Here is a 21,706-nt window from a genome sequence, read left to right as displayed (position 1 = left end):
GCTGGTCATTTTCATCGGGTAGGCTGTATAAGAAAAACCAATATTGCTGATCGCTCATTAGAGAAACTGATGTTCGACTATAAATTGCTCTCCGCCCTGGCGGCGGTGGTGGAACAGGCGGGCTTTGAGCGCGGTGCGCAGGTGTTGGGGTTGTCGCAGTCGGCGATTTCCCAGCGCATCAAGTTGCTCGAGGCGCGCATCGGCCAACCGGTGCTGGTGCGGGCTACGCCGCCGACGCCTACGGATATCGGCCGGCGGCTGCTCAACCACGTCCAACAAGTGCGGTTGCTGGAGCGTGACCTGCAAAGCCAGGTGCCCGCACTGGACGAGGAAGGTATGCCTGAGCGGCTGCGCATCGCCCTGAATGCCGACAGCCTCGCGACATGGTGGGCGCAGGCGGTCAGCGATTTCTGCGCCGAGCAGCATTTGTTGCTGGACTTGGTGGTGGAGGACCAGACCGTGGGCCTCAAGCGCATGCGGGCCGGCGAAGTGGCGGCCTGTATCTGCGCCAGCGAACGCCCTGTGGCGGGAGCGCGCAGCCTGTTGCTCGGCGCCATGCGTTATCGTGCGCTGGCCAGCCCGGCCTTTATTGCCAGGCACTTTCCCGAGGGCGTGCGGGCCGAACAACTGGCGCGTACGCCGGCTTTGGTGTTCGGTCCGGATGATTTCCTGCAACACCGTTACCTGGCATCCCTCGGCGTGGACGGTGGTTTTGAGCACCATTTGTGCCCCTCGTCCGAAGGTTTTATTCGCCTGACAGAGGCCGGCCTGGGCTGGGGCCTAGTGCCCGAATTGCAGGTGCGTGATCAATTGGAGAAAGGCGTACTGGTCGAGTTGTTGCCAGATAAGCCCATCGATGTGCCGCTGTACTGGCATCATTGGCGCAGTGGCGGGCAGTTGTTGGGGCTGTTGACCGACCATCTGGCCCAGGCCTGTGGCCAATGGTTGGTGCCCTATCAGCAGTAACAAGCGTCAAGCTGCAAGCTGCAAGAAAAGCTTGCGGATCGTTTTTAACTTGTAGCTTGAGGCTTGACGCTGGCAGCTGCATCCGTAGGAGGCTTCATGAAAATTCTGGTCACCGGCGCAAGCGGCTTCATCGGCGGGCGTTTTGCGCGTTTCGCCCTGGAGCAGGGCCTGGACGTGCGGGTCAACGGGCGACGTGCCGAGGGGGTCGAGCACCTTGTCAGGCGCGGTGCCGAGTTTATCCAGGGTGATTTGAATGATGCCGACCTGGTGCGCGAGCTATGCCGCGACGTCGAAGCCGTGGTGCACTGCGCCGGCGCTGTCGGGCTGTGGGGCAAGTACCAGGATTTTCATCAGGGTAATGTGCTGGTCACCGAAAATGTCGTTGAAGCCTGCCTCAAGCAACGGGTCGGGCGCCTGGTGCACTTGTCGTCACCGTCGATCTACTTTGACGGGCGCGATCATCTGGGGTTGACCGAAGAACAGGTGCCCAAGCGTTTCAAGCACCCCTATGCCGCCACCAAATACCTGGCGGAACAGAAAGTCTTCGGGGCCCAGGAGTTCGGCCTGGAAGTGCTGGCTTTGCGCCCTCGATTTGTGACCGGCGCCGGCGATATGAGCATCTTCCCGCGTTTGCTGAAGATGCAGCGCAAGAATCGCCTGGCCATTGTCGGCGACGGGCTGAACAAGGTCGACTTCACCAGCGTGCACAACCTGAACGAAGCTCTCCTCAGTAGCTTGCTGGCCCCAGGTTCGGCGTTGGGCCGGGCCTACAACATCAGCAACGGCACGCCGGTGCCGGTGTGGGATGTGGTGAACTACGTGATGCGCCAGATGGACCTGCCGCAGGTCACCCGTTATCGATCTTACGGCTTGTCCTACAGCGTGGCGGCGTTGAACGAAGCGTTTTGCGCGATGTGGCCGGGTCGTCCGGAGCCGGCGCTGTCACGCCTGGGCATGCAGGTGATGAACAAAGATTTCACCCTCGACATCAGTCAGGCGAGGCATTATCTGGACTACGAGCCCAAGGTCAGCCTGTGGACCGCGCTCGACGAGTTCTGCGCTTGGTGGAAGGCCCAGGACCCCGGCCTGAAGTAGTTTCACCAGCAGCGACACATCGGGAACCGAATTCGTGGTTCCGGGTCGACCAGTGCGCGGGGAACGCGGTTTATAATCCCGGCGCTCGGCCTTCCAGCTAGCCATCTCATTGATTCAAGGTAGATTCATGCGTAACGATGCCAACGACGAATTCGACAACGTTCCCACCCTGCGGGCCGATCAAGGGGATGACGATGATTTCGTGCCGACTCCCGCCACCTCCGTGCGCTCGCGCAACACCAAGGTGGTCAATGTCAAAAGAGCCAGCACCGGCCCATTGTGGGCCTTGGTCGGCGCGCTGCTGATCGCCTTTGCCGGCCTGGCCTGGTGGAGCTTCCAGCAGATTTCCCTGATGGGCCAGCAGTTGGTCGCCACCCAGGAGAGTTTCGCGCGCATCAGCGAGGAAGCGGCGGGGCGCCTGCAGGATATTTCCGGCAAGGTCGTGGCCAGTGAGGCCAACGTCAACAACGGCAGCGAAGCGCTGAAGTTGCAGATCAAGCAGCTGGAAACCCAATTGCTGGAGCAGGGCAAGCAACAAGTGGGCGTGGCCGGTCAGGCGAGCGAACTGGACCAGCGCCTGGCGCAAATGACCACCAATGCCACGGAGCTTGCGAATGCCAATGCCAAGTTGCAGGGCCAGGTCCAGGCGTTGACCGAGGCCGTCGCCAGCCTCAAGGCGGCGCAGGGTGAGACCAAGGAGCTGGCGAACGACGTGGCGGCCTTGAAGAAACAGGGCAATCCGAGCGCGGCCATCGCCCGCCTCGAGCAGGACCTGCTGGTACTCAAGAGCGCACAGGAAAACCAGCCCGCCAACAGCGACGCACCCACCAATAAAGAGTTCGACGTGTTCCGCATCCAGACCACGCGCAACATCACCACCTTGCAGAGCCAGGTGCAGAACTTGAATCAACGTCTCAATGCGCCAGCGGCCGCTACGCCGCTCGGTCAGTAAAGCTTGTTGGTAAATGTCACCGCTTGGTGACATTTACCATCAGTTTCGTTACTTGCCCCTCTTTCGCCCTTGTTTAGACTCGGTCATCCCATAAAAAAAACAAGGGCCACCCATGACCACCCAACCACTGCCTGCCAGCAGTTGGCTGAATGCACCTGCCCATCACGCCTGGCTTGCCGGCGAAGGACAGCGCCTGTTGGCATTTGCCAAAGCCTCTCGACTGCCTGACGGCTTCGGCAATCTCGATGACAAAGGCCAACTGCCGGCCGATGCCTACGCCGAAACCATGAACACCGCGCGCATGACCCATAGTTTCGCCATGGCCCAGGTCATGGGGCTGCCGGGTTACGCCGACCTGGTCGCCCACGGCGTCGCGGCGCTCAGAGGGCCACTGCGCGACAGTGAGCACGCCGGCTGGTTCGCCACCCCCAATGCCCGCGATGGCAACCACGGTAAAGCGGCTTATTTGCATGCCTTCGTCGCCCTGGCCGCCAGCTCGGCGGTGGTGGCCGGCGCGCCAGGTGCACAGGACCTGTTGAACGATGCCATCCATGTCATCGACCAATTCTTCTGGAGCGAGGAGGAGGGCGTGATGCTCGAATCCTTTGCCCGGGACTGGACCGGTGTCGAAGCCTATCGCGGTGCCAACAGCAACATGCACGCCACCGAAGCATTCCTGGCCCTGGCCGATGTCACCGGTGATCGACGCTGGTTGGACCGGGCGCTGCGTATCGTCGAGCGGGTTATCCACACCCACGCGGCGGCTAATCGGTTCATGGTGATCGAGCATTTCGACACTCGTTGGCAACCGCTACCCGGTTACAACGAAGACAACCCGGCCGACGGCTTTCGCCCTTACGGCATCACCCCCGGTCACGGTTTTGAGTGGGCGCGGCTGGTGCTGCACCTGGAGGCTGCGCGTCTGCAAGCCGGGCTGATCACGCCGGACTGGCTGGTGAGCGATGCTCAAGGCCTGTTCGCCAGCGCCTGCGAGCACGCCTGGGCCGTGGATGGCGCCCCCGGCATCGTCTACACCCTGGATTGGAACCAGCGCCCGGTGGTACGCGAACGCTTGCATTGGACCCACGCCGAAGCCAGTGCCGCTGCCCAGGCACTGCTCAAGCGTACCGCTGATGCGCATTACGAGATGTGGTACCGACGCTTCTGGGAGTTCTGCGAGACCCACTTTATCGACAGGACCCACGGCAGCTGGCACCACGAACTCGACCCGCACAACCAACCCAGCAGCAACATTTGGGGTGGCAAGCCGGACCTGTACCATGCCTGGCAAGCGGTGGTGCTGCCCGCACTCCCTCTGTCACCCAGTATGACCAGTGCTATAGGTCGGGGCCTGTATGTCACAAGGTGGTGACATTTGTGCGTCCCTTTGTTACCTGCGCCCTGAACATCCCTGTTTAAACTCCGTGCAGCGCAAGCTCTAGACTTGCATGCATAACAACAAGAAAAGGTACTCAGATGAACGCGATTAATCGCCTCGCCGTCGCTATTTCCATTGCCTCGTTGTTTCCCCTCAGTGCATTTGCCGCCGACTCGAAAGGCACGGTTGAAGTTGTGCATTGGTGGACCTCCGGCGGTGAAAAAGCGGCCGTAGATGTCCTGAAGGCCCAAGTTGAGAAAGACGGCTTCACCTGGAAGGACGGCGCTGTTGCAGGTGGCGGTGGCGCCACTGCCATGACCGTGCTGAAAAGCCGTGCGGTCGCCGGCAACCCACCAGGCGTTGCTCAGATCAAAGGTCCGGACATCCAGGAATGGGCATCCACCGGCCTGCTCGACACTGACGTGCTCAAAGACGTCGCCAAAGAAGAAAAGTGGGACTCCCTGCTCGACAAGAAAGTCTCCGATACCGTGAAGTACGAGGGCAACTACGTTGCCGTGCCGGTCAACATCCACCGCGTGAACTGGCTGTGGATCAACCCGGAAGTCTTCAAGAAAGCCGGTATCACCAAGAACCCGACCACCCTCGAAGAGTTCTACGCTGCCGGTGACAAGCTCAAGGCCGCGGGCTTCATTGCGCTCGCCCACGGTGGCCAGCCTTGGCAGGACAGCACCGTATTCGAAGCGGTGGTGTTGTCGGTGATGGGGGCTGATGGCTACAAGAAAGCCCTGGTTGACCTGGACAACGCCGCGCTGACCGGCCCGGAAATGGTCAAGGCCCTGACCGAACTGAAGAAAGTCGCGACCTACATGGACGTCGACGGTAAAGGCCAGGACTGGAACCTCGAAGCGGGCAAGGTCATCAACGGCAAGGCCGGCATGCAGATCATGGGTGACTGGGCCAAGTCCGAATGGACTGCCGCCAAGAAAGTCGCCGGCAAAGACTACGAGTGCGTAGCCTTCCCGGGCACCGACAAAGCCTTTACTTACAACATCGACTCCCTGGCGGTGTTCAAGGTCAAAGACAAGGGCACTCAGGCCGGTCAGCAGGACATCGCCAAAGTGGTGCTGGGTGAAAACTTCCAGAAAGTGTTCAGCATCAACAAGGGCTCGATCCCGGTGCGTAACGACATGCTGAACAAAATGGACTCCTACGGGTTCGATTCCTGCGCTCAGACTGCCGCCAAGGACTTCCTGGCTGATGCCCAGACCGGCGGCCTGCAGCCAAGCATGGCGCACAACATGGCCACCACCCTGGCCGTGCAAGGTGCGTTCTTTGATGTCGTGACCAACTACATCAACGACCCGAAAGCCGACCCGGCCGACACCGCCAAGAAACTTGGCGCTGCGATCAAGTCTGCGAAGTAACGGTTAGCACGGCTGGTCCTTGTGAGGGGAAACCCCCTGACTCCTCACAAGGCATGCTCTTGTAGTCCTTTTTCCCTGTACTGGATTTTCCCATGAGTTCTGTTGCTGTGTTCAGCAAGGCCTCGCCGTTCGATGCACTGCAGCGCTGGCTCCCCAAACTGGTGCTGGCGCCCAGCATGTTCATCGTTCTGGTGGGCTTCTACGGCTACATCCTGTGGACGTTCGTGCTGTCGTTCACCACCTCCACGTTCCTGCCTAACTACACCTGGGCCGGCCTTGCGCAATACGCGCGCTTGTTCGACAACGACCGCTGGTGGGTGGCGAGCAAGAACCTGGCGGTTTTCGGCGGGATGTTTATCGGTATCACCTTGGTGATCGGCGTGACACTGGCGATTTTCCTCGACCAGAAGATCCGTCGTGAAGGCTTTATCCGCACCATTTACCTGTACCCGATGGCGCTTTCGATGATCGTCACCGGTACCGCCTGGAAATGGCTGCTCAACCCGGGCATGGGCCTGGACAAACTCCTGCGGGACTGGGGCTGGGAAGGCTTCCGTCTCGACTGGCTGATCGACCCTGACCGCGTCGTTTACTGCCTGGTGATTGCCGCCGTGTGGCAAGCCTCCGGCTTCATCATGGCGATGTTCCTCGCGGGCCTGCGTGGTGTTGATCAATCGATCATCCGTGCCGCGCAGATCGACGGCGCCAGCCTGCCGCGCATCTACTGGAGCGTGGTGCTGCCCAGCCTGCGCCCGGTGTTCTTCAGTGCAGTGATGATCCTGGCGCACATTGCGATCAAGAGCTTCGACCTGGTCGCCGCCATGACGGCCGGTGGTCCGGGCTACTCGTCCGACCTGCCCGCCATGTTCATGTACTCGTTCACCTTCAGTCGTGGCCAGATGGGCATGGGCTCGGCCAGTGCAATCCTGATGCTCGGCGCGATCCTCGCGATCATCGTGCCTTACCTGTATTCCGAGCTGAGGACCAAGCGTCATGACTAGTCTCGCTTCCAAACCTGCCATCAGCCTGAGCCGCATCGCGATCTATGCGGTGCTGATCCTCGCGGTGCTGCTGTACCTGGTGCCGCTGGTAGTGATGCTGCTGACCAGCTTCAAGACCCCGGAAGATATCAGCACCGGCAACCTGCTGAGCTGGCCGACCGTGGTCAGCGGTATCGGCTGGGTCAAGGCCTGGGCCACCGTGGACGGCTACTTCTGGAACTCGATCAAGATCACCGTTCCGGCCGTACTGATTTCCACCGCCATTGGCGCACTGAACGGCTATGTGCTGTCGTTCTGGCGCTTCAAAGGCTCGCAGCTGTTCTTCGGCTTGCTGCTGTTTGGCTGCTTCCTGCCGTTCCAGACCGTACTGCTGCCCGCGTCGTTCACCCTCGGCAAGATGGGCCTGGCCAGCACCACCACCGGCCTGGTGTTTGTACACGTGGTCTACGGGCTGGCGTTTACTACACTGTTTTTCCGTAACTACTACGTGAGCATTCCTGACGCGCTGATCAAGGCCGCACGACTGGACGGTGCAGGTTTCTTCACCATCTTCCGTCAGATCATTCTGCCGATGTCGACGCCGATCATCATGGTCTGCCTGATCTGGCAGTTCACCCAGATCTGGAACGACTTCCTGTTCGGTGTGGTGTTCTCCAGCGGCGACTCCCAGCCCATCACGGTGGCGCTGAACAACCTGGTCAACACCAGCACCGGGGCCAAGGAATATAACGTGGATATGGCGGCGGCGATGATCGCCGGGCTGCCGACCCTGCTGGTCTATGTGATCGCAGGCAAGTATTTCGTGCGCGGCCTCACGGCTGGCGCGGTCAAGGGGTAATCATGGCTACGCTTGAACTTCGCAATGTAAACAAGACCTATGGCGCCGGCTTGCCCGACACCTTGAAGAACATCGAACTGTCGATCAAGGAAGGTGAGTTCCTGATCCTGGTCGGCCCTTCGGGTTGCGGTAAATCCACGCTGATGAACTGCATCGCCGGGCTTGAGACCATCACCGGCGGCGCGATCATGATCGGCGATCAGGACGTCAGCGGCATGAGCCCCAAGGACCGTGACATCGCCATGGTGTTCCAGTCCTACGCGCTGTATCCAACCATGAGCGTGCGCGAGAACATCGAGTTCGGCTTGAAAATCCGCAAGATGCCCCAGGCCGATATCGATGCCGAAGTGGCGCGCGTGGCCAAGCTGCTGCAGATCGAACACCTGCTCAATCGCAAGCCGGGCCAGTTGTCCGGTGGCCAGCAACAGCGCGTGGCCATGGGCCGTGCCCTGGCGCGTCGGCCGAAGATCTACCTGTTCGACGAACCGCTGTCCAACCTCGACGCCAAGCTGCGGGTCGAGATGCGCACCGAAATGAAACTGATGCACCAGCGCCTGAAAACCACCACGGTCTACGTGACCCACGACCAGATCGAAGCGATGACCCTGGGCGACAAAGTGGCGGTGATGAAGGACGGCATCATCCAGCAGTTCGGTACGCCGAAAGAGATTTATAACGACCCGGCCAACCAGTTCGTCGCGAGCTTTATCGGTTCGCCGCCGATGAACTTCGTACCGCTGCGCTTGCAGCGCAAGGACGGTCGCCTGGTGGCGCTGCTCGATAGCGGCCAGGCCCGCTGCGAGTTGGCGCTCAATGTGTCGGATGCCGGCCTTGAAGACCGCGACGTGATCCTGGGCCTGCGCCCGGAGCAAATCATGTTGGCCAACGGCGAGGGCGACAGCGCGTCGAGCATTCGTGCCGAAGTCCAGGTCACCGAACCGACCGGCCCGGACACCTTGGTGTTCGTGCAACTCAACGACACCAAGGTCTGCTGCCGCCTGGCACCCGACGTGGCGCCCCAGGTCGGTGAGACCCTGACCCTGCAATTCGATCCGGCCAAGGTCCTGTTGTTCGACGCCAACACTGGCGAGCGTCTGGGCATTGCTGCCGCATCGCCTGCCCTCGGGCACACCGGCAACGTGGCCCAATTCAAAGGTCGTTGAGTCTATAACTTGTTGTTTTAGATAAAAAATGTAACCCGCGTTAGATAAAAACAGTTTAATAACAATAAAGACGAGGATGTAGGGATGAAAAAGCAACACAACAACACCCGGCTGATCTGCCAACTGTCAGCAGCAGCAGCCCTTGTACTGTCCGCCAATGCGATGGCGGCCGATGCATTCAGTGCCGACTCCAAGTGGATGACCGGTGATTGGGGCGGCGAGCGGACCAAGCTGATCGAGCAAGGTATCGACATCAAGGCTGACTACGTGGGTGAAATGGGCGCCAACCTGCATGGCGGCTACAACGACGACAAGACTGGCCGTTACTCCGACCAGTTCGGTCTGGGCGTGGCGCTGGACCTGCAGAAACTGTGGGGCTGGGACAACACCCAGGCCAAGATCCAGTTGACCAACCGTAATGGCCAGAACATCTCCAACGACCGTATCGGCGACCCGCGTGCCGGCACGCTGAGCTCGTCCATGGAAGTCTATGGCCGTGGCCACATGGTGCGTCTGACCCAGTTCTGGATCCAGCACCAGATGTTCGACAACAAGCTGGACGTGAAACTCGGCTACTTCGGCGAAGGCGAAGACTTCAACACCTTCCCATGCGACTTCCAGAACCTGTCGTTCTGCGGCTCGCAAGTGGGTAACTACGTCAACACCTGGTACAACTGGCCGGTGGCCCAGGCCGCTATCCGCTTGAAGTACAACATCACGCCAGAGCTGTATGCGCAAATCGGTGCGTACAACCAGAACCCGTCGCAGTTGGAGCACGGTAACGGCTTCAAGCTCAGCGGCAGCGGTACCAAGGGTACTGTGATTCCGGTGGAATTGGTCTGGTCGCCGAAGGTTAACAACCTGCCGGGCGAATACCGTGTGGGTTACTACAAGAGCGCGGCCGACGCCAGCGATGTACGTGAAGACGTCAATGGTAACGATGCGGCCACCACCGGTGCAGCCTACCGTCTGCGCAGCAGCAAAACCGGTTACTGGTTCGTTGCGCAACAGCAACTCACCACGCATAACGGTGATGCTTCGCGCGGCTTGAACATTGCCGCCAACGCGACCTTCCATGATAAAGACACCAACCTGGTCGATAACTACCAGTCGCTGATGCTGGTGTACAAAGGGCCATTTGATGCCCGTGCCAAAGATGACGTCGGTATTGGTATTTCCCGTATCCACGCCAACAGTGATGTGAAGAAAAACTCCGAGTTGCTCAATGAGGCGGGTGGTTACACCGACTACAGCCAGGCGGGTTACGCGCCTCTGCGTAACACCGAGTACAACGTCGAGCTCAACTACGGCATCCACGTCACCAACTGGCTGACCGTGCGTCCTAACCTGCAATACATCAAGAACCCAGGTGGCGTCGACCAGGTCGACAACGCGTTGGTAGCGGGCCTGAAAATTCAGTCTACGTTCTAACGCTGTTGCGATAAGCTCCTTCTCTCTGTGCGCATTTTGCGGGTAGCCATGGCTACCCGCTTTTTTTGGGGCGCACTGTGATGATCTTCAGGACCGTGGCACATGCATGAGCATCCGCTGCAACGCTTTTTCAAATCCCTGCGCGAGCGTCCGGTATTCGCCTGGGAGCGCTTTCAGATGCGCGACGTATTGGTGATCGATCATCCGCTGTGCCAGGCGGTGTTCAGTCGCCAGGGGGCGCAACTGTTGCATTTCCAGCCGCACGGCCAGAAACCCTGGTTGTGGTGTGCAGCCAAGTGGCCACAGGTGGGGGCCATTCGTGGTGGTGTGCCGGTGTGCTGGCCCTGGTATGGCCGCCATCCAAGTGAAAACGCATGGCCGTCCCATGGCTGGGCGCGGCTGATCGACTGGAAGCTGCTCGACAGCAGCAGCGACGACGATGGTGTGCGTCTGCACTGGCAATTACGCCTGTGCGACTGGCAGGTCGACCTGCATGCGCACCTGGGCGAAACCCTGGAATTGCGCCTGAGCACTGAACATCAGGACGAACTCCCTTGTCAGTTGAGCCATGCTTTGCACGCTTACTGGCGTATTGGTCACGTTGATGAGGTAGCGCTGTCTGGGCTCGATGGGGCGCAAGGTTATGACCAGCTCAACCGTCAGGTCTGCCAGCAGGAAGGTGAGTTGCGAGTGGACGGTGGCTGCCAGCGGGTGTTCCAGCATGAGGGCGAATTGCATCTCAAAGACCATGCCTGGCAGCGCGAACTGTGTATCGACACCGGCGACAGCGCGGACACCGTGGTGTGGCATCCGGGGAGCCGACCGTTGCTGGGCGTGAGTTTCAATGAGGCGTCGGGGTTTGTGTGCGTGGAGTCGGCAATGGCCGGAGCCAGCCTGGCGCCGGGGGAGAGGGCGCATCTCAGCTTGCAGGCCAGAGCCGGAGCTTAGATCGTTCCCACGCTCCGCGTGGGAATGCATCCAGTGACGCTCCGCGTCACGACTTCCAGCAGCGGACGCAGAGCGTCCAGGGCGGCGTTCCCACGCAGAGCGTGGGAACGATCAGATGTCGTGTGTGGGTTTTAGATCGTTCCCACGCTCCGCGTGGGAATGCATCCAGTGACGCTCCGCGTCACGACTTCCAGCAGCGGACGCAGAGCGTCCAGGGCGGCGTTCCCACGCAGAGCGTGGGAACGATCAGGTGTCATGTGTGGGCTTTAGATCGTTCCCACGCTCCGCGTGGGAATGCATCCAGTGACGCTCCGCGTCACGACTTCCAGCAGCGGACGCAGAGCGTCCAGGGCGGCGTTCCCACGCCGAGCGTGGGAACGATCAGATGTCTGTGTGGGCTTTAGATCGTTCCCACGCTCCGCGTGGGAATGCATCCAGTGACGCTCCGCGTCACGACTTTCAGCAGCGGACGCAGAGCGTCCAGAGTGGCGTTCCCACGCGGAGCGTGGGAACGATCAGTGGCTAGTTGAATTCGTCGCCCACCGGATACCGGCTGTCATTCAAGCTCTCTTTGATCTTGCGCAGATGCGGCTGGAAATCCACCCCGCGACGCAAGGTCATGCCGGTCGCCAGCACATCCAGTACCGTCAGTTGGATGATCCGCGACGTCATCGGCATGTAGATGTCGGTGTCTTCCGGCAGCGGAATGTTAAGACTCACGGTGCTGGCCTTGGCCAGCGGTGAGTTTTCGGCAGTCACGCCCAGCACCGAAGCACCATTGCTGCGTGCGATACGCGCCACTTCCACCAGCTCGCGGGTACGCCCGGTGTAGGAAATGATTACGAACAGCTCGCCCGTATGGGCCACCGAAGCGATCATGCGCTGCATCAGCACGTCGGCATGCGCGGTCACCGCCAGGTTGAAGCGGAAAAACTTGTGCAGCGCGTCCATGGCCACCGGAGCCGAGGCGCCCAGGCCGAAGAAGTGGATCTGCCGCGCCTGGATCAGCAAATCCACGGCCTTGCTGATCAGGGCCGGGTCCAGGGCCTGGCAGGCGCTGTCCAGGGAGGCAATGGCGCTGCCGAAGATCTTCTGGGTATACGCCTCAGGGTTATCATCGGCCTCCACTGCGCGGCTGACATAGGCCGCGCCACTGGCCAGGCTTTGCGCCAACTGCAATTTCAGTTCAGGGTAACCGCTGACACCGAACGAACGGCAGAAACGGTTGACCGTCGGCTCACTGACCGAGGCGGCCTGGGCGAGGGCGGCGATCGAGAAGCGAGTGGCCTGCTGCGGGTTAAGCAGGATGACTTCAGCGACTTTGCGCTCGGCCTTGTTTAATTCTTCGAGGCGGTTCTGGATCTGTTCCAGAAGATTTCGCACGCGGTCCATTCAGTCTTTCCTTCGGGCGACGATGCAAATATTAAGGGCAGCAACCAATCGACGAGCGGCCCTTTGAGGTGGCCTATCCTACTGAGGGTAGCTGAACACCACCACTCGGAATGCGTATTTTGGGAAAATGTTGTGGTTATTACTACATTTTTCCTTGAGTGATGCCTTGAAAAAAGGTATTTGTAGCTTAACTTGATAAAAGAACAAACATCATGCCTTCGATAACCGTAGAACCCTGCACCTTTGCCCTGTTTGGCGCCTTGGGTGATCTGGCGCTGCGCAAGTTATTTCCTGCCCTCTATCAACTCGATGGCGCCGGGCTCTTGCACGACGACACGCGCATCCTGGCCCTGGCCCGTGAAGCCGGGTCCGAGCAACAGCACCTGGCCCACATCGAAAAAGAACTGCGCAACTACGTCGGCAAGGAAATGGACGAGACCGTGGCCCAGCGCTTCCTGGCGCGCCTGGTCTATGTCCATGTCGATTTCATGCAGGCTGACGACTACGTCGCCCTCGCTGAAAAAGTCGGAGGCGAGCAACGACTGATCGCCTACTTCGCCACACCGGCGGCGGTATATGGCGCTATCTGCGAAAACCTGGCCAAGGTCGGCCTGGCGGAAAATACCCGGGTGGTCCTGGAAAAGCCCATCGGCTCCGACCTGGAATCCTCGCGCAAGGTCAACGACGCCGTGGCGCAGTTTTTCCCGGAAAACCGCACGTATCGCATCGACCACTACCTGGGCAAGGAAACCGTCCAGAACCTGATCGCACTGCGGTTTGCCAACAGCCTGTTCGAAACCCAGTGGAACCAGAACTACATTTCCCACGTGGAAATCACCGTGGCCGAGCAGGTTGGTATCGAAGGCCGTTGGGGTTACTTCGACAAGGCCGGCCAACTGCGGGACATGATCCAGAATCACTTGCTGCAGCTGCTTTGCCTGATCGCCATGGACCCACCGGCCGACCTGTCCGCCGACAGTATTCGAGACGAGAAGGTCAAGGTGCTCAAGGCGCTGGCACCGATCAGCCCGGATGGCTTGACCACCCAAGTGGTGCGCGGCCAGTACATCGCCGGCTACAGCGCCGGCAAGCCGGTGCCGGGTTACCTGGAAGAAGAGAATTCCAACACCCAGAGCGACACCGAGACCTTCGTCGCCCTGCGGGCCGATATCCGTAACTGGCGTTGGGCCGGCGTGCCGTTCTACCTGCGTACCGGCAAGCGCATGCCGCAAAAGCTGTCGCAGATCGTCATCCACTTCAAGGAACCGTCGCACTACATCTTCGCTCCCGAGCAGCGCCTTCAGATCAGCAACAAACTGATCATCCGCCTGCAGCCGGACGAAGGTATTTCCTTGCGTGTGATGACCAAGGAGCAGGGCCTGGACAAGGGCATGCAACTGCGCAGTGGCCCGCTGCAATTGAATTTTTCCGACACCTATCGCAGCGCACGCATTCCCGATGCCTACGAGCGGTTGTTGCTGGAAGTGATGCGCGGCAATCAGAACCTGTTTGTCCGCAAAGATGAAATCGAAGCCGCGTGGAAGTGGTGTGACCAGTTGATCGCCGGGTGGAAGAAGTCCGGTGATGCGCCCAAGCCGTATGCGGCGGGGTCCTGGGGGCCGATGAGCTCGATTGCACTGATCACGCGGGATGGGAGGTCGTGGTATGGCGATATCTGAACTGAAACTGCCTCAGGGCGTGACGGCCCATGAGTACCGCACAGCCGCCTTGCTGGCGGATGGCCTGGCCAACGACGTGGCCGAACAGCTGCGCGCGGCCATCAGTGCCCGTGGTGATGCGACCCTGGTCGTGTCCGGCGGCCGCAGCCCCGTGGCGTTCTTCCAGAGCCTGGCCAAGCAGGGCCTGGACTGGTCGAAGGTCACCGTCACCCTGGCCGATGAGCGCTGGGTGCCGGTGGAGCATGCCGACAGCAACGCCGGCCTGTTGAAGCAGCACTTGCTGCAAGGCCCGGCGGCCAAGGCCAGGTTCCTGAGCCTGTACAGCGCCGCGGCCAATCTTGAAGAGGCAGCCTTGCAGGCCGATCGCTTGCTGGGCGAGTTGCCAGCCATTGATGTGCTGGTGCTGGGCATGGGCGATGACGGCCACACCGCGTCGCTGTTTCCCAACAGCCCGAACCTGAGCGACGCCCTGCAACCCAACGGTACCCGCCGTTGCTGGCCGATGTTGGCGCCGACCGTGCCGCACCAGCGCCTGACCATGAGTCGCGCCTTGCTGTCCACGGCGAACTACACCGTACTGTCGATTGCCGGCAGTTCGAAATTGACCACCTTGAGCGCCGCGCTGGCCAGTGATGACGTTGCTGCCATGCCGATTCGCGCGTTTTTGCAACCCACTCTAGAGATTTACTGGTGCCCATGAGCCAAGGATCAGCCGCTATGAACAGCCCTCAACCGACCGTATCCATGGCGGATAAAGTTGCCCTGATCGACAGCCTCTGCGCCAAGGCGCGGATTCTGCCGGTGATCACCATCGCCCGCGAACAGGACATCCTGCCGCTGGCCGATGCCCTGGCAGCCGGTGGTTTGACCGCATTGGAAGTGACCTTGCGCTCCGAGTTCGGCCTCAAGGCCATTCAGGTCTTGCGCGAGCAACGCCCGGAACTGTGCACCGGTGCCGGCACCGTGCTCGACCGTCATATGCTCGAAGCGGCCGAGGTGGCCGGTTCGCAATTTATCGTCACCCCCGGCATTACCCGTGACCTGCTGGAAGCCTCGGTGCACAGCCCGATCCCGCTGCTGCCAGGCATCAGCAACGCCTCCGGCATCATGGAAGGCTATGGCCTGGGCTATCGCCGCTTCAAGCTGTTCCCCGCCGAAGTCAGCGGTGGCGTTGCCGCGATCAAGGCCCTCGGTGGCCCGTTCGGCGAAGTGAAATTCTGCCCGACCGGCGGTGTTGGCCCGGCCAACATCAAAAACTACATGGCGTTGAAAAACGTGATGTGCGTGGGCGGTAGCTGGATGCTGGACCCTGAGTGGGTCAAGAACGGCGACTGGGCCCGCATCCAGGAAGTTACCGCGCAAGCGCTGGCGCTGCTGGATTGATGCGCTTTTACTGAATCGTTGTTGCTGTGCTTAACGGCATTTTTGCGGTGCACTTGGTCGGTGTGCCGCTTTTTTTTGCCTGAAAAACCTGCTGCCAACCCCACATTTTTAATCTGTGCTCAGTTCGGTAATGGCGTCGACCAAGGCATCGATGTCCGCCGCCGAGGTCGCCAGGCCGGGCGTCACGCGTATGCAGGTGCCAAACGCAGCGCCGACGCGAGTCGTGGTGAACAGGCCGTAATCCTTGAGCAAGCGGTCCGCCATCACCTGCTGGTCCCGCCCTATGAACTTGAATGCCGTGATCCCGCAATACAGCCGCGGATCATCCGGCGTCAGCACTTCAATCCCCGGCAATGGCCGCACCCGGCTCACCCACAGATCCCGCAGGTAATTAACGCGCGCACCCTTGGCGGCGGCGCCACCCAGGTCGCGATGTTCTTCAAGCACCAGCGGCAGCGTCATCAGTGCCGGAAAGTTCGGCGTGCTGTAGGGCGTGCGTGCGCGTACATCCGTGCTGGGGTAATGGAATTCGCCCATGTCCGGGTCGATATCCGCCAGGCGCTCGGGAGCGATGTAGAGAAACCCCAACGTCAGCGGTGCGCCGATCCATTTGTGCAGGTTGAAGCCGGCGAACTGGATGCCCAGCTCGGCCAGGTTGAACTCGATCTGGCCCAGCGCGTGGGCCCCGTCGAGGATCACGTCGATGCCTTGCTCGCGTGCAGCCTTGGCGATCGCCGCAACGGGCATGACCAGGCCGGTGCGGTGGGTAACGTGGGTCAGCGCCATCAGCTTTAAACGCGGGTACCGGCTGAAGGTCTCGCGATAGGTCTGTAGCAGGCTGTCGAAACTGGCCGGGTGGGTGTGGGACACCTCGATCACGTCCACGCCGCGATAACCCGCCAACCACCGCATGGCGCCCTTGACCGTGTCGTACTCCAGGTCGCTGATCAGCACCTGATCGCCCGGCTGCAGGCGATTGTAGTTGCGGATCAGCGACTGCAAGGCCTCGGTGGCGTTGCGCGTGAAGGCGATGGATTCAGGTTCGGCATCGATCAGCCCGGCCAGTTGGCGGCGTATCTCGACGTTTTCGCCTTGTTCGAACTGCTGGCGAACATGTACCGAGTTACTGCGATTGATAAAGGCGACGTGCTCCAGGTATTGCGTACGCACCGCACGGCTCATGCGCCCGAAGTAACCGTTTTCCAGATTGATCGGACCGGGTTCCAGCTCATAGCGCTGGGCGATGGTGTACCAGTGATGTTCGTTGTGCGCATTCCGTGGCATGGCAAGGCTCTAATGGCGAGGGGCGGGTTTACCGTGTTTCACGCGTAGCGGTTCGAGTAGGTCGGACAGACCGTTGTGGTCGATTTCCTGCATCAATGCCAGTAAGCCACCCAGCTCGCCATGGGGGAAACCTTCGCGGGCGAACCAGTTGAGGTAGGGCCCCGGCAGGTCGGCAATGATCCGTCCCTTGTATTTGCCAAAAGGCATTTCGCGGGTGATCAGCAGTTCGAGTTTTTCCGGGTTCATGAGCATCAAGCGATTGAGGGGAGAGCCTGAAAAATACAGGTATTTTGCATGAAGGCCAAATGACAGATCATGCAAATAACGTCCATACAGATAGTTCAATATTTCGTAACTAATTGAAAATTAAACAAAATTTTTTATTGAAAAACTTGGCACGGGCGCTGCAATACCTCATGCAAGCTTTAAACAAGCTTCTTTAAACCTGCCCAAGGAATTGAAAAATGACTGACATCAATAAAGAATCGATCTCCGTACTCAATGACCTGATCGAAACCAGTATCGACGGTCAAAAAGGTTTCAAGGAGTGCGCTGAAGACATCAAGCACCCAGAACTCAAGGCATTGTTCGCCAAGCGTTCCGTCGATTGCGGTACAGCCGCTGAAGAACTGAAAACCGCCGTGCGTGCGCTGGGCGGCGATCCGGAAAACTCCGGCAGCGTAGCCGGTGCACTGCACCGTGGTTGGGTCGACGTGAAGTCGATGGTGACCGGTAAAGATGAGGAAGCGGTGCTCAATGAAGCCGAGCGCGGTGAAGACCATGCCCTCAAGGCTTACCGGGAAGCGATCGAGAAGATCAACAAGCACAACCTGCTGGGTATTCGTGACCTGGTTGAGCGTCAGTACCACGGCGTACAGCGCAACCACGACCAGGTAAAAGCCCTGCGTAACCAGGCTCGCGCCCAGTCGTAAGTGCTGCTGGGGGCTTGCTCCCCCAATAAAAGAGGGTCAGTCACTTTATCGGGTGACTGACCCTTTTTTATTGGTAGCAAGCCTGTGTAGGGGCGGGCTTGTCAGCCGATGCTGATCGGCGGCAGCGCTGTCAGGGTCACGACCTGTTGCTTGCGCGGTGCAAGAATTTCCGCCTCGCCGTCCACTACCAACTCATCGTTCTGGTTGAACACGCGGGTGGCGATACGTACACGAAATTTCGGCAGTTTCTCGAGGATTTCCAGGCGTACGGTCAGGGTGTCGCCGATTTTCACCGGTTTCTGGAAGCTCATCTGCTGGCCGATATAGATGGTGCCCGGCCCAGGCAACTCACAGGCTACCGCCGCGCTGATCAGGGCGCCGCTGAACATGCCGTGGGCAATGCGCTCCTTGAACATGGTGGCCTTGGCGTACTCGGCATCCAGGTGCACCGGGTTGTGATCGCCGGACATCGCGGCGAACAACTGGATATCCCGCTCTTCGACGGTCTTGCTGTAGCTGGCGGTCTGGCCGACTTCGAGGGCTTCGTACGGGGTGTTGGTAACCTGGGTCATCTAGGGGTGCATCCTGTGGCTAATCGGTAAATTAATTGGCTGATTTTAAACGACTTATCAAGAAGTTACTCGCAGCGGGTCGGCCGGCGTAAAGTCAGCGCCTGTTCGAGCCACGTCAGCACATCCGCAGTGACTTCATCGCGGTTGGTTTCATTGAATACTTCGTGACGCGCCTGCGGGTAGATATTCAATTGCAGGTGCTGGCAGCCGGCCTCACGCAGGGCATGGGCCAGGCTTTTGAGACGCTTGCCCTCACTCACCGGATCACATTCGCCACCTATTACCAGAATCGGCAGGCCCGGATCGATCTGGGCGAGATTGGACGCTTTGCTGATTTGCTGCAAGCCGCCCAGCAGGTCGACCCACAATTGGTTGGTGCAACGGAAACCGCACAGCGGGTCGTTGACGTACTTGTCCACTTCATCCGGATCACGGCTGAGCCAGTCAAACGCCGTACGGTTGGGCTTGAATGCCTTGTTGAATGAGCCGAACGATAAAAAGTCGATCAGTGCGCTGCGCCCGCGCAAACCCTGGCGCGCGCGCTCGATGCGTGCGATCACCCTGGCGGCACGGTACAACGCCACGGGCTGGAAATTCGACCCGCTGAGAATCGCCCCATCCAGGCTGGCGCTGTGGTGCAACAGGTAGGCCTGGGCGATATAGCTGCCCATGCTGTGGCCCAGCAGAATGATCGGCAGCCCCGGCTGTTGAAGGGCGATGTGCTGGTTGAGGCTGGCCAGATCGCCGACGACTTTGTTCCAGCCGTCATGCTCGGCGTACAACCCCAGGGTGCCTTCATCCGCCGTACGGCCATGGCCGCGCTGGTCCGGCGCATACACCCCGTAACCGGCTGCACACAGGGCCTGGGCCAGGCGTGCGTAGCGACCACTGTGCTCGGCCATGCCATGGGACAGCATGATGATGGCCCGGGTAGGGCCGTCCGGCAGCCATTGATTGACGTACAGGCGGCTGTGGTCATTCGCGGTCAGCCAGAAGGTGCAGTGGTTCATGGCGCTTCCTTTGCTCGGAGTCGATGCAATGTATAGCTCATTCGCCGAGGGCCGGACATCTGCCTACGCCTCAGAGACAAGATTCATACAATCAATGAAACGGTTTGGCGTATTTGCCTGGTTGGCCATAGCTGCTAACGTCCCCAAAGCTCCGCTTTTTATAGCAGCCTGCTTTTTCATCACTGCAGTGATCGCTACAGCGGCCGGACATACTCAGGTAAGGGGACAAGAATAATGCAACCTGATTTCTGGAATGACAAACGCGCGGCGGGCGTTTCCAATGATATCGACCTCACCAGCTACAAGTCGGTGATCGAAGTCTTCGAGCGTTCCTGCAAGGCCTTTGCCGACCGTCCGGCATTCAGCAACATGGGCATTACCCTGACCTACGCCGAGCTTGAGCGCCAGAGCGCGGCGTTCGCCGGTTACCTGCAGCAGCATACCGACCTCAAGCCGGGCGAGCGCATCGCGGTGCAGATGCCCAACGTGCTGCATTACCCCATCGCTGTGTTCGGTGCATTGCGCGCCGGGCTGATCGTGGTCAACACCAACCCGTTGTACACCCCACGCGAGATGCGCCACCAGTTCAAGGATGCCGGCGTGCGTGCGCTGGTCTACCTCAACCTGTTCGGCTCGCGCGTGCAGGAGGTGTGCAGCGACACCGAGATCGATTACCTGATTGAAGCCAGAATGGGCGACTTCATGCCCGCCGCCAAAGGCTGGCTGGTCAATACCGTGGTCGATAAGGTCAAGAAGATGGTCCCGGCCTACAACCTGCCTCGGGCCGTGTCCTTCAAGCGCGCTTTGCGCATGGGCGCGGGCCTGGGCGTGACGCGCCACCCGGTGAGCCTGGATGACATCGCGGTGCTGCAATACACCGGCGGCACCACCGGCCTGGCCAAGGGCGCGATGCTCACCCACGGCAACCTGGTGGCGAACATGCAACAGGTGCGGGCCTGCATGTCCCAGGTCACCGATGACGGGCAGCCGCTGGTGAAGGAAGGGCAGGAAGTGATGATCGCGCCGCTGCCGCTCTACCATATCTATGCCTTCACGGCGAACTGCATGTGCATGATGGTGACCGGCAACCACAACGTGTTGATCACCAACCCGCGGGATATCGGCGGCTTCATCAAGGAATTGAAGAAGTGGCGATTCTCCTGCCTGCTGGGGCTCAACACGCTGTTTGTCGCGTTGATGGACCACCCGGATTTCAAGACTCTGGACTTCTCCCACCTGAAGATCACCAACTCCGGCGGCACCGCCCTGGTCAAGGCCACGGCCGAGCGCTGGAAGGCGCTCACCGGGTGCTCCATCGGCGAAGGTTACGGCCTGACCGAAACCTCACCCGTGGCGAGCACCAACCCTTACGGCAGCCTTTCGCGGCTGGGCACCGTGGGGATCCCGGTGCCGGGCACCGCCATGAAGGTCATAGACGATGACGGCCATGAGTTGCCCTTGGGCGAGCGGGGCGAGTTGTGCATCAAGGGCCCGCAGGTCATGAAAGGTTACTGGCAACAGCCGGTGGCCACCGCCGAGACTCTGGACGCCGAGGGCTGGCTCAAGACCGGCGACATTGCGGTGATCGATACCGATGGCTTCGTCAGCATTGTCGACCGCAAGAAAGACCTGATTATCGTCTCGGGTTTCAACGTCTACCCCAACGAGATCGAAGACGTGGTGATGGCGCACCCTGCGGTGGCCAACTGTGCGGTGATCGGCGTGCCGGATGAGCGTACCGGGGAGGCCGTGAAACTGTTCGTGGTGGCACGTGCCCAGGGGGTTAGCCTTGAAGAGCTGAAGGCGTACTGCAAGAACAACTTCACGGGGTACAAGGTGCCCAAGCATATCGTGCTGCGCGACTCGTTGCCGATGACGCCGGTGGGCAAGATCTTGCGGCGCGAGCTTCGCGATATCGCCTGATTTGACATGAGCTCTATGTGGGAGGGGGCTTGCTGTGGCGAGCAAGCTTGCTTGCGCTGGGGGGCGAAGCGGCTCCATACAGCCGGAGACTGCTGCGCAGTCAACGGGAGCAAGCTCCCTCGCCACAGCAAGCCCCCTCCCAGATTGTTTTTTTGCCCTGAAAAGCCTATTCCAGAGCGTTTCTCTGGTACGTGCGGTCAATGTTTTAAGTGTGACCAAATATTGTAGGACAGTCGTGTTTATGACTGTAGGGCTCTCTTTTGGCTCTAGGCGGCCCTTGGCAAAGCTGCTACTCTCGGCGCGCTTTGTGACTTCTCGGCCTGCTTGAAAGCGCCAGACTCACCTAAAAAAACATACACCAATAATAATCGCAT

20 protein-coding genes are annotated in these 21,706 nt (G+C 59.9%); 15 read left to right on the top strand and 5 right to left on the bottom strand.

Annotated elements, in window-relative coordinates; translation table 11 throughout:
- Window positions 1–69: 69 nt before the first annotated feature.
- The 10 genes from DK870_RS18485 to DK870_RS18440 all read left to right on the top strand — a co-directional run bounded on the left by DK870_RS18485 (window position 70) and on the right by DK870_RS18440 (window position 11,157).
- Window positions 70–966, top strand: coding sequence for a LysR family transcriptional regulator ArgP (locus DK870_RS18485; RefSeq protein WP_060754136.1), 897 nt, complete (start codon window positions 70–72; stop codon window positions 964–966).
- Window positions 967–1,062: 96 nt separating this feature from the next.
- Window positions 1,063–2,061: an NAD(P)-dependent oxidoreductase gene (locus tag DK870_RS18480; RefSeq protein ID WP_090368932.1), complete on the top strand. Its 999-nt coding sequence runs from the start codon at window positions 1,063–1,065 to the stop codon at window positions 2,059–2,061.
- 127 nt (window positions 2,062–2,188) lie between these two features.
- Window positions 2,189–3,013 (top strand): ATPase, encoded by an 825-nt coding sequence (locus DK870_RS18475; protein ID WP_161549362.1) that lies wholly within the window; start codon window positions 2,189–2,191, stop codon window positions 3,011–3,013.
- Between the two features lie 112 nt (window positions 3,014–3,125).
- Window positions 3,126–4,385, top strand: a complete 1,260-nt coding sequence (locus DK870_RS18470; protein ID WP_161549361.1) for an AGE family epimerase/isomerase — start codon at window positions 3,126–3,128, stop codon at window positions 4,383–4,385.
- Between the two features lie 104 nt (window positions 4,386–4,489).
- Window positions 4,490–5,776, top strand: coding sequence for an ABC transporter substrate-binding protein (locus DK870_RS18465; protein WP_161549360.1), 1,287 nt, complete (start codon window positions 4,490–4,492; stop codon window positions 5,774–5,776).
- 92 nt (window positions 5,777–5,868) lie between these two features.
- Window positions 5,869–6,777, top strand: a complete 909-nt coding sequence (locus tag DK870_RS18460) for a carbohydrate ABC transporter permease (protein WP_060754131.1) — start codon at window positions 5,869–5,871, stop codon at window positions 6,775–6,777.
- The gene (locus DK870_RS18455) at window positions 6,770–7,615 is read left to right on the top strand and encodes a carbohydrate ABC transporter permease (RefSeq protein ID WP_060754130.1); all 846 of its coding nucleotides are present in this window, start codon (window positions 6,770–6,772) and stop codon (window positions 7,613–7,615) included. The genes DK870_RS18460 and DK870_RS18455 overlap by 8 nt, the downstream gene beginning before the upstream one ends.
- A 2-nt stretch (window positions 7,616–7,617) precedes the next feature.
- Complete coding sequence (locus tag DK870_RS18450) at window positions 7,618–8,778, top strand: ABC transporter ATP-binding protein (RefSeq protein WP_161549359.1); 1,161 nt, start codon at window positions 7,618–7,620, stop codon at window positions 8,776–8,778.
- An 84-nt stretch (window positions 8,779–8,862) separates the two neighbouring features.
- The gene (locus DK870_RS18445; protein ID WP_161549358.1) at window positions 8,863–10,209 is read left to right on the top strand and encodes a carbohydrate porin; all 1,347 of its coding nucleotides are present in this window, start codon (window positions 8,863–8,865) and stop codon (window positions 10,207–10,209) included.
- A 102-nt stretch (window positions 10,210–10,311) separates the two neighbouring features.
- Window positions 10,312–11,157 (top strand): D-hexose-6-phosphate mutarotase, encoded by an 846-nt coding sequence (locus DK870_RS18440; protein WP_060754127.1) that lies wholly within the window; start codon window positions 10,312–10,314, stop codon window positions 11,155–11,157.
- Between the two features lie 522 nt (window positions 11,158–11,679).
- Here DK870_RS18440 and DK870_RS18435 read toward each other — a convergent pair.
- Window positions 11,680–12,540: a MurR/RpiR family transcriptional regulator gene (locus DK870_RS18435; protein ID WP_174554056.1), complete on the bottom strand. Its 861-nt coding sequence runs from the start codon at window positions 12,538–12,540 to the stop codon at window positions 11,680–11,682.
- Between the two features lie 221 nt (window positions 12,541–12,761).
- Between DK870_RS18435 and zwf the strand changes: the two genes are divergently transcribed.
- From zwf to DK870_RS18420, 3 genes are read left to right on the top strand one after another with little or no spacing between them, the layout of a single operon-like run.
- A complete protein-coding gene (zwf, locus tag DK870_RS18430) occupies window positions 12,762–14,228 on the top strand; it encodes a glucose-6-phosphate dehydrogenase (protein WP_161549357.1) in 1,467 nt (488 codons plus the stop codon).
- Window positions 14,215–14,928 (top strand): 6-phosphogluconolactonase, encoded by a 714-nt coding sequence (gene pgl / locus DK870_RS18425; protein WP_090368947.1) that lies wholly within the window; start codon window positions 14,215–14,217, stop codon window positions 14,926–14,928. Before zwf ends, pgl begins: the two co-directional genes overlap by 14 nt.
- Window positions 14,929–14,945: 17 nt before the next feature.
- On the top strand, window positions 14,946–15,611 hold the full coding sequence (locus tag DK870_RS18420) for a bifunctional 4-hydroxy-2-oxoglutarate aldolase/2-dehydro-3-deoxy-phosphogluconate aldolase (protein WP_060754123.1): 666 nt from the start codon (window positions 14,946–14,948) through the stop codon (window positions 15,609–15,611).
- Between the two features lie 108 nt (window positions 15,612–15,719).
- Here DK870_RS18420 and DK870_RS18415 read toward each other — a convergent pair whose 3' ends face one another.
- Together DK870_RS18415 and DK870_RS18410 are read right to left on the bottom strand one after the other, a co-directional pair.
- Window positions 15,720–16,895, bottom strand: coding sequence for an aminotransferase class V-fold PLP-dependent enzyme (locus DK870_RS18415; RefSeq protein WP_161549356.1), 1,176 nt, complete (start codon window positions 16,893–16,895; stop codon window positions 15,720–15,722).
- A gap of 9 nt (window positions 16,896–16,904) precedes the next feature.
- The gene (locus DK870_RS18410) at window positions 16,905–17,141 is read right to left on the bottom strand and encodes a DUF3820 family protein (protein ID WP_060754121.1); all 237 of its coding nucleotides are present in this window, start codon (window positions 17,139–17,141) and stop codon (window positions 16,905–16,907) included.
- Window positions 17,142–17,359: 218 nt separating this feature from the next.
- On the opposite strand from DK870_RS18410, the gene DK870_RS18405 reads away from it, so the two are divergent.
- Window positions 17,360–17,827: a PA2169 family four-helix-bundle protein gene (locus DK870_RS18405; RefSeq protein WP_060754120.1), complete on the top strand. Its 468-nt coding sequence runs from the start codon at window positions 17,360–17,362 to the stop codon at window positions 17,825–17,827.
- 101 nt (window positions 17,828–17,928) lie between these two features.
- Here the strand turns inward: DK870_RS18405 and DK870_RS18400 are convergent, their stop codons facing one another.
- Complete coding sequence (locus DK870_RS18400; RefSeq protein ID WP_060754119.1) at window positions 17,929–18,399, bottom strand: MaoC family dehydratase; 471 nt, start codon at window positions 18,397–18,399, stop codon at window positions 17,929–17,931.
- Window positions 18,400–18,464: 65 nt separating this feature from the next.
- Complete coding sequence (locus DK870_RS18395; protein ID WP_161549355.1) at window positions 18,465–19,409, bottom strand: alpha/beta hydrolase; 945 nt, start codon at window positions 19,407–19,409, stop codon at window positions 18,465–18,467.
- A 234-nt stretch (window positions 19,410–19,643) separates the two neighbouring features.
- Here DK870_RS18395 and fadD2 point away from each other — a divergent pair, with 234 nt between their 5' ends.
- The gene (gene fadD2, locus DK870_RS18390; protein WP_104994654.1) at window positions 19,644–21,332 is read left to right on the top strand and encodes a long-chain-fatty-acid--CoA ligase FadD2; all 1,689 of its coding nucleotides are present in this window, start codon (window positions 19,644–19,646) and stop codon (window positions 21,330–21,332) included.
- Window positions 21,333–21,706 lie beyond the last annotated feature (374 nt).

It is taken from the genome of Pseudomonas sp. Q1 (genome assembly GCF_009935975.1).
Taxonomy (GTDB): Bacteria; Pseudomonadota; Gammaproteobacteria; order Pseudomonadales; family Pseudomonadaceae; genus Aquipseudomonas; species Aquipseudomonas palleroniana.
This window is presented reverse-complemented; position numbering and strand designations above follow the sequence as displayed.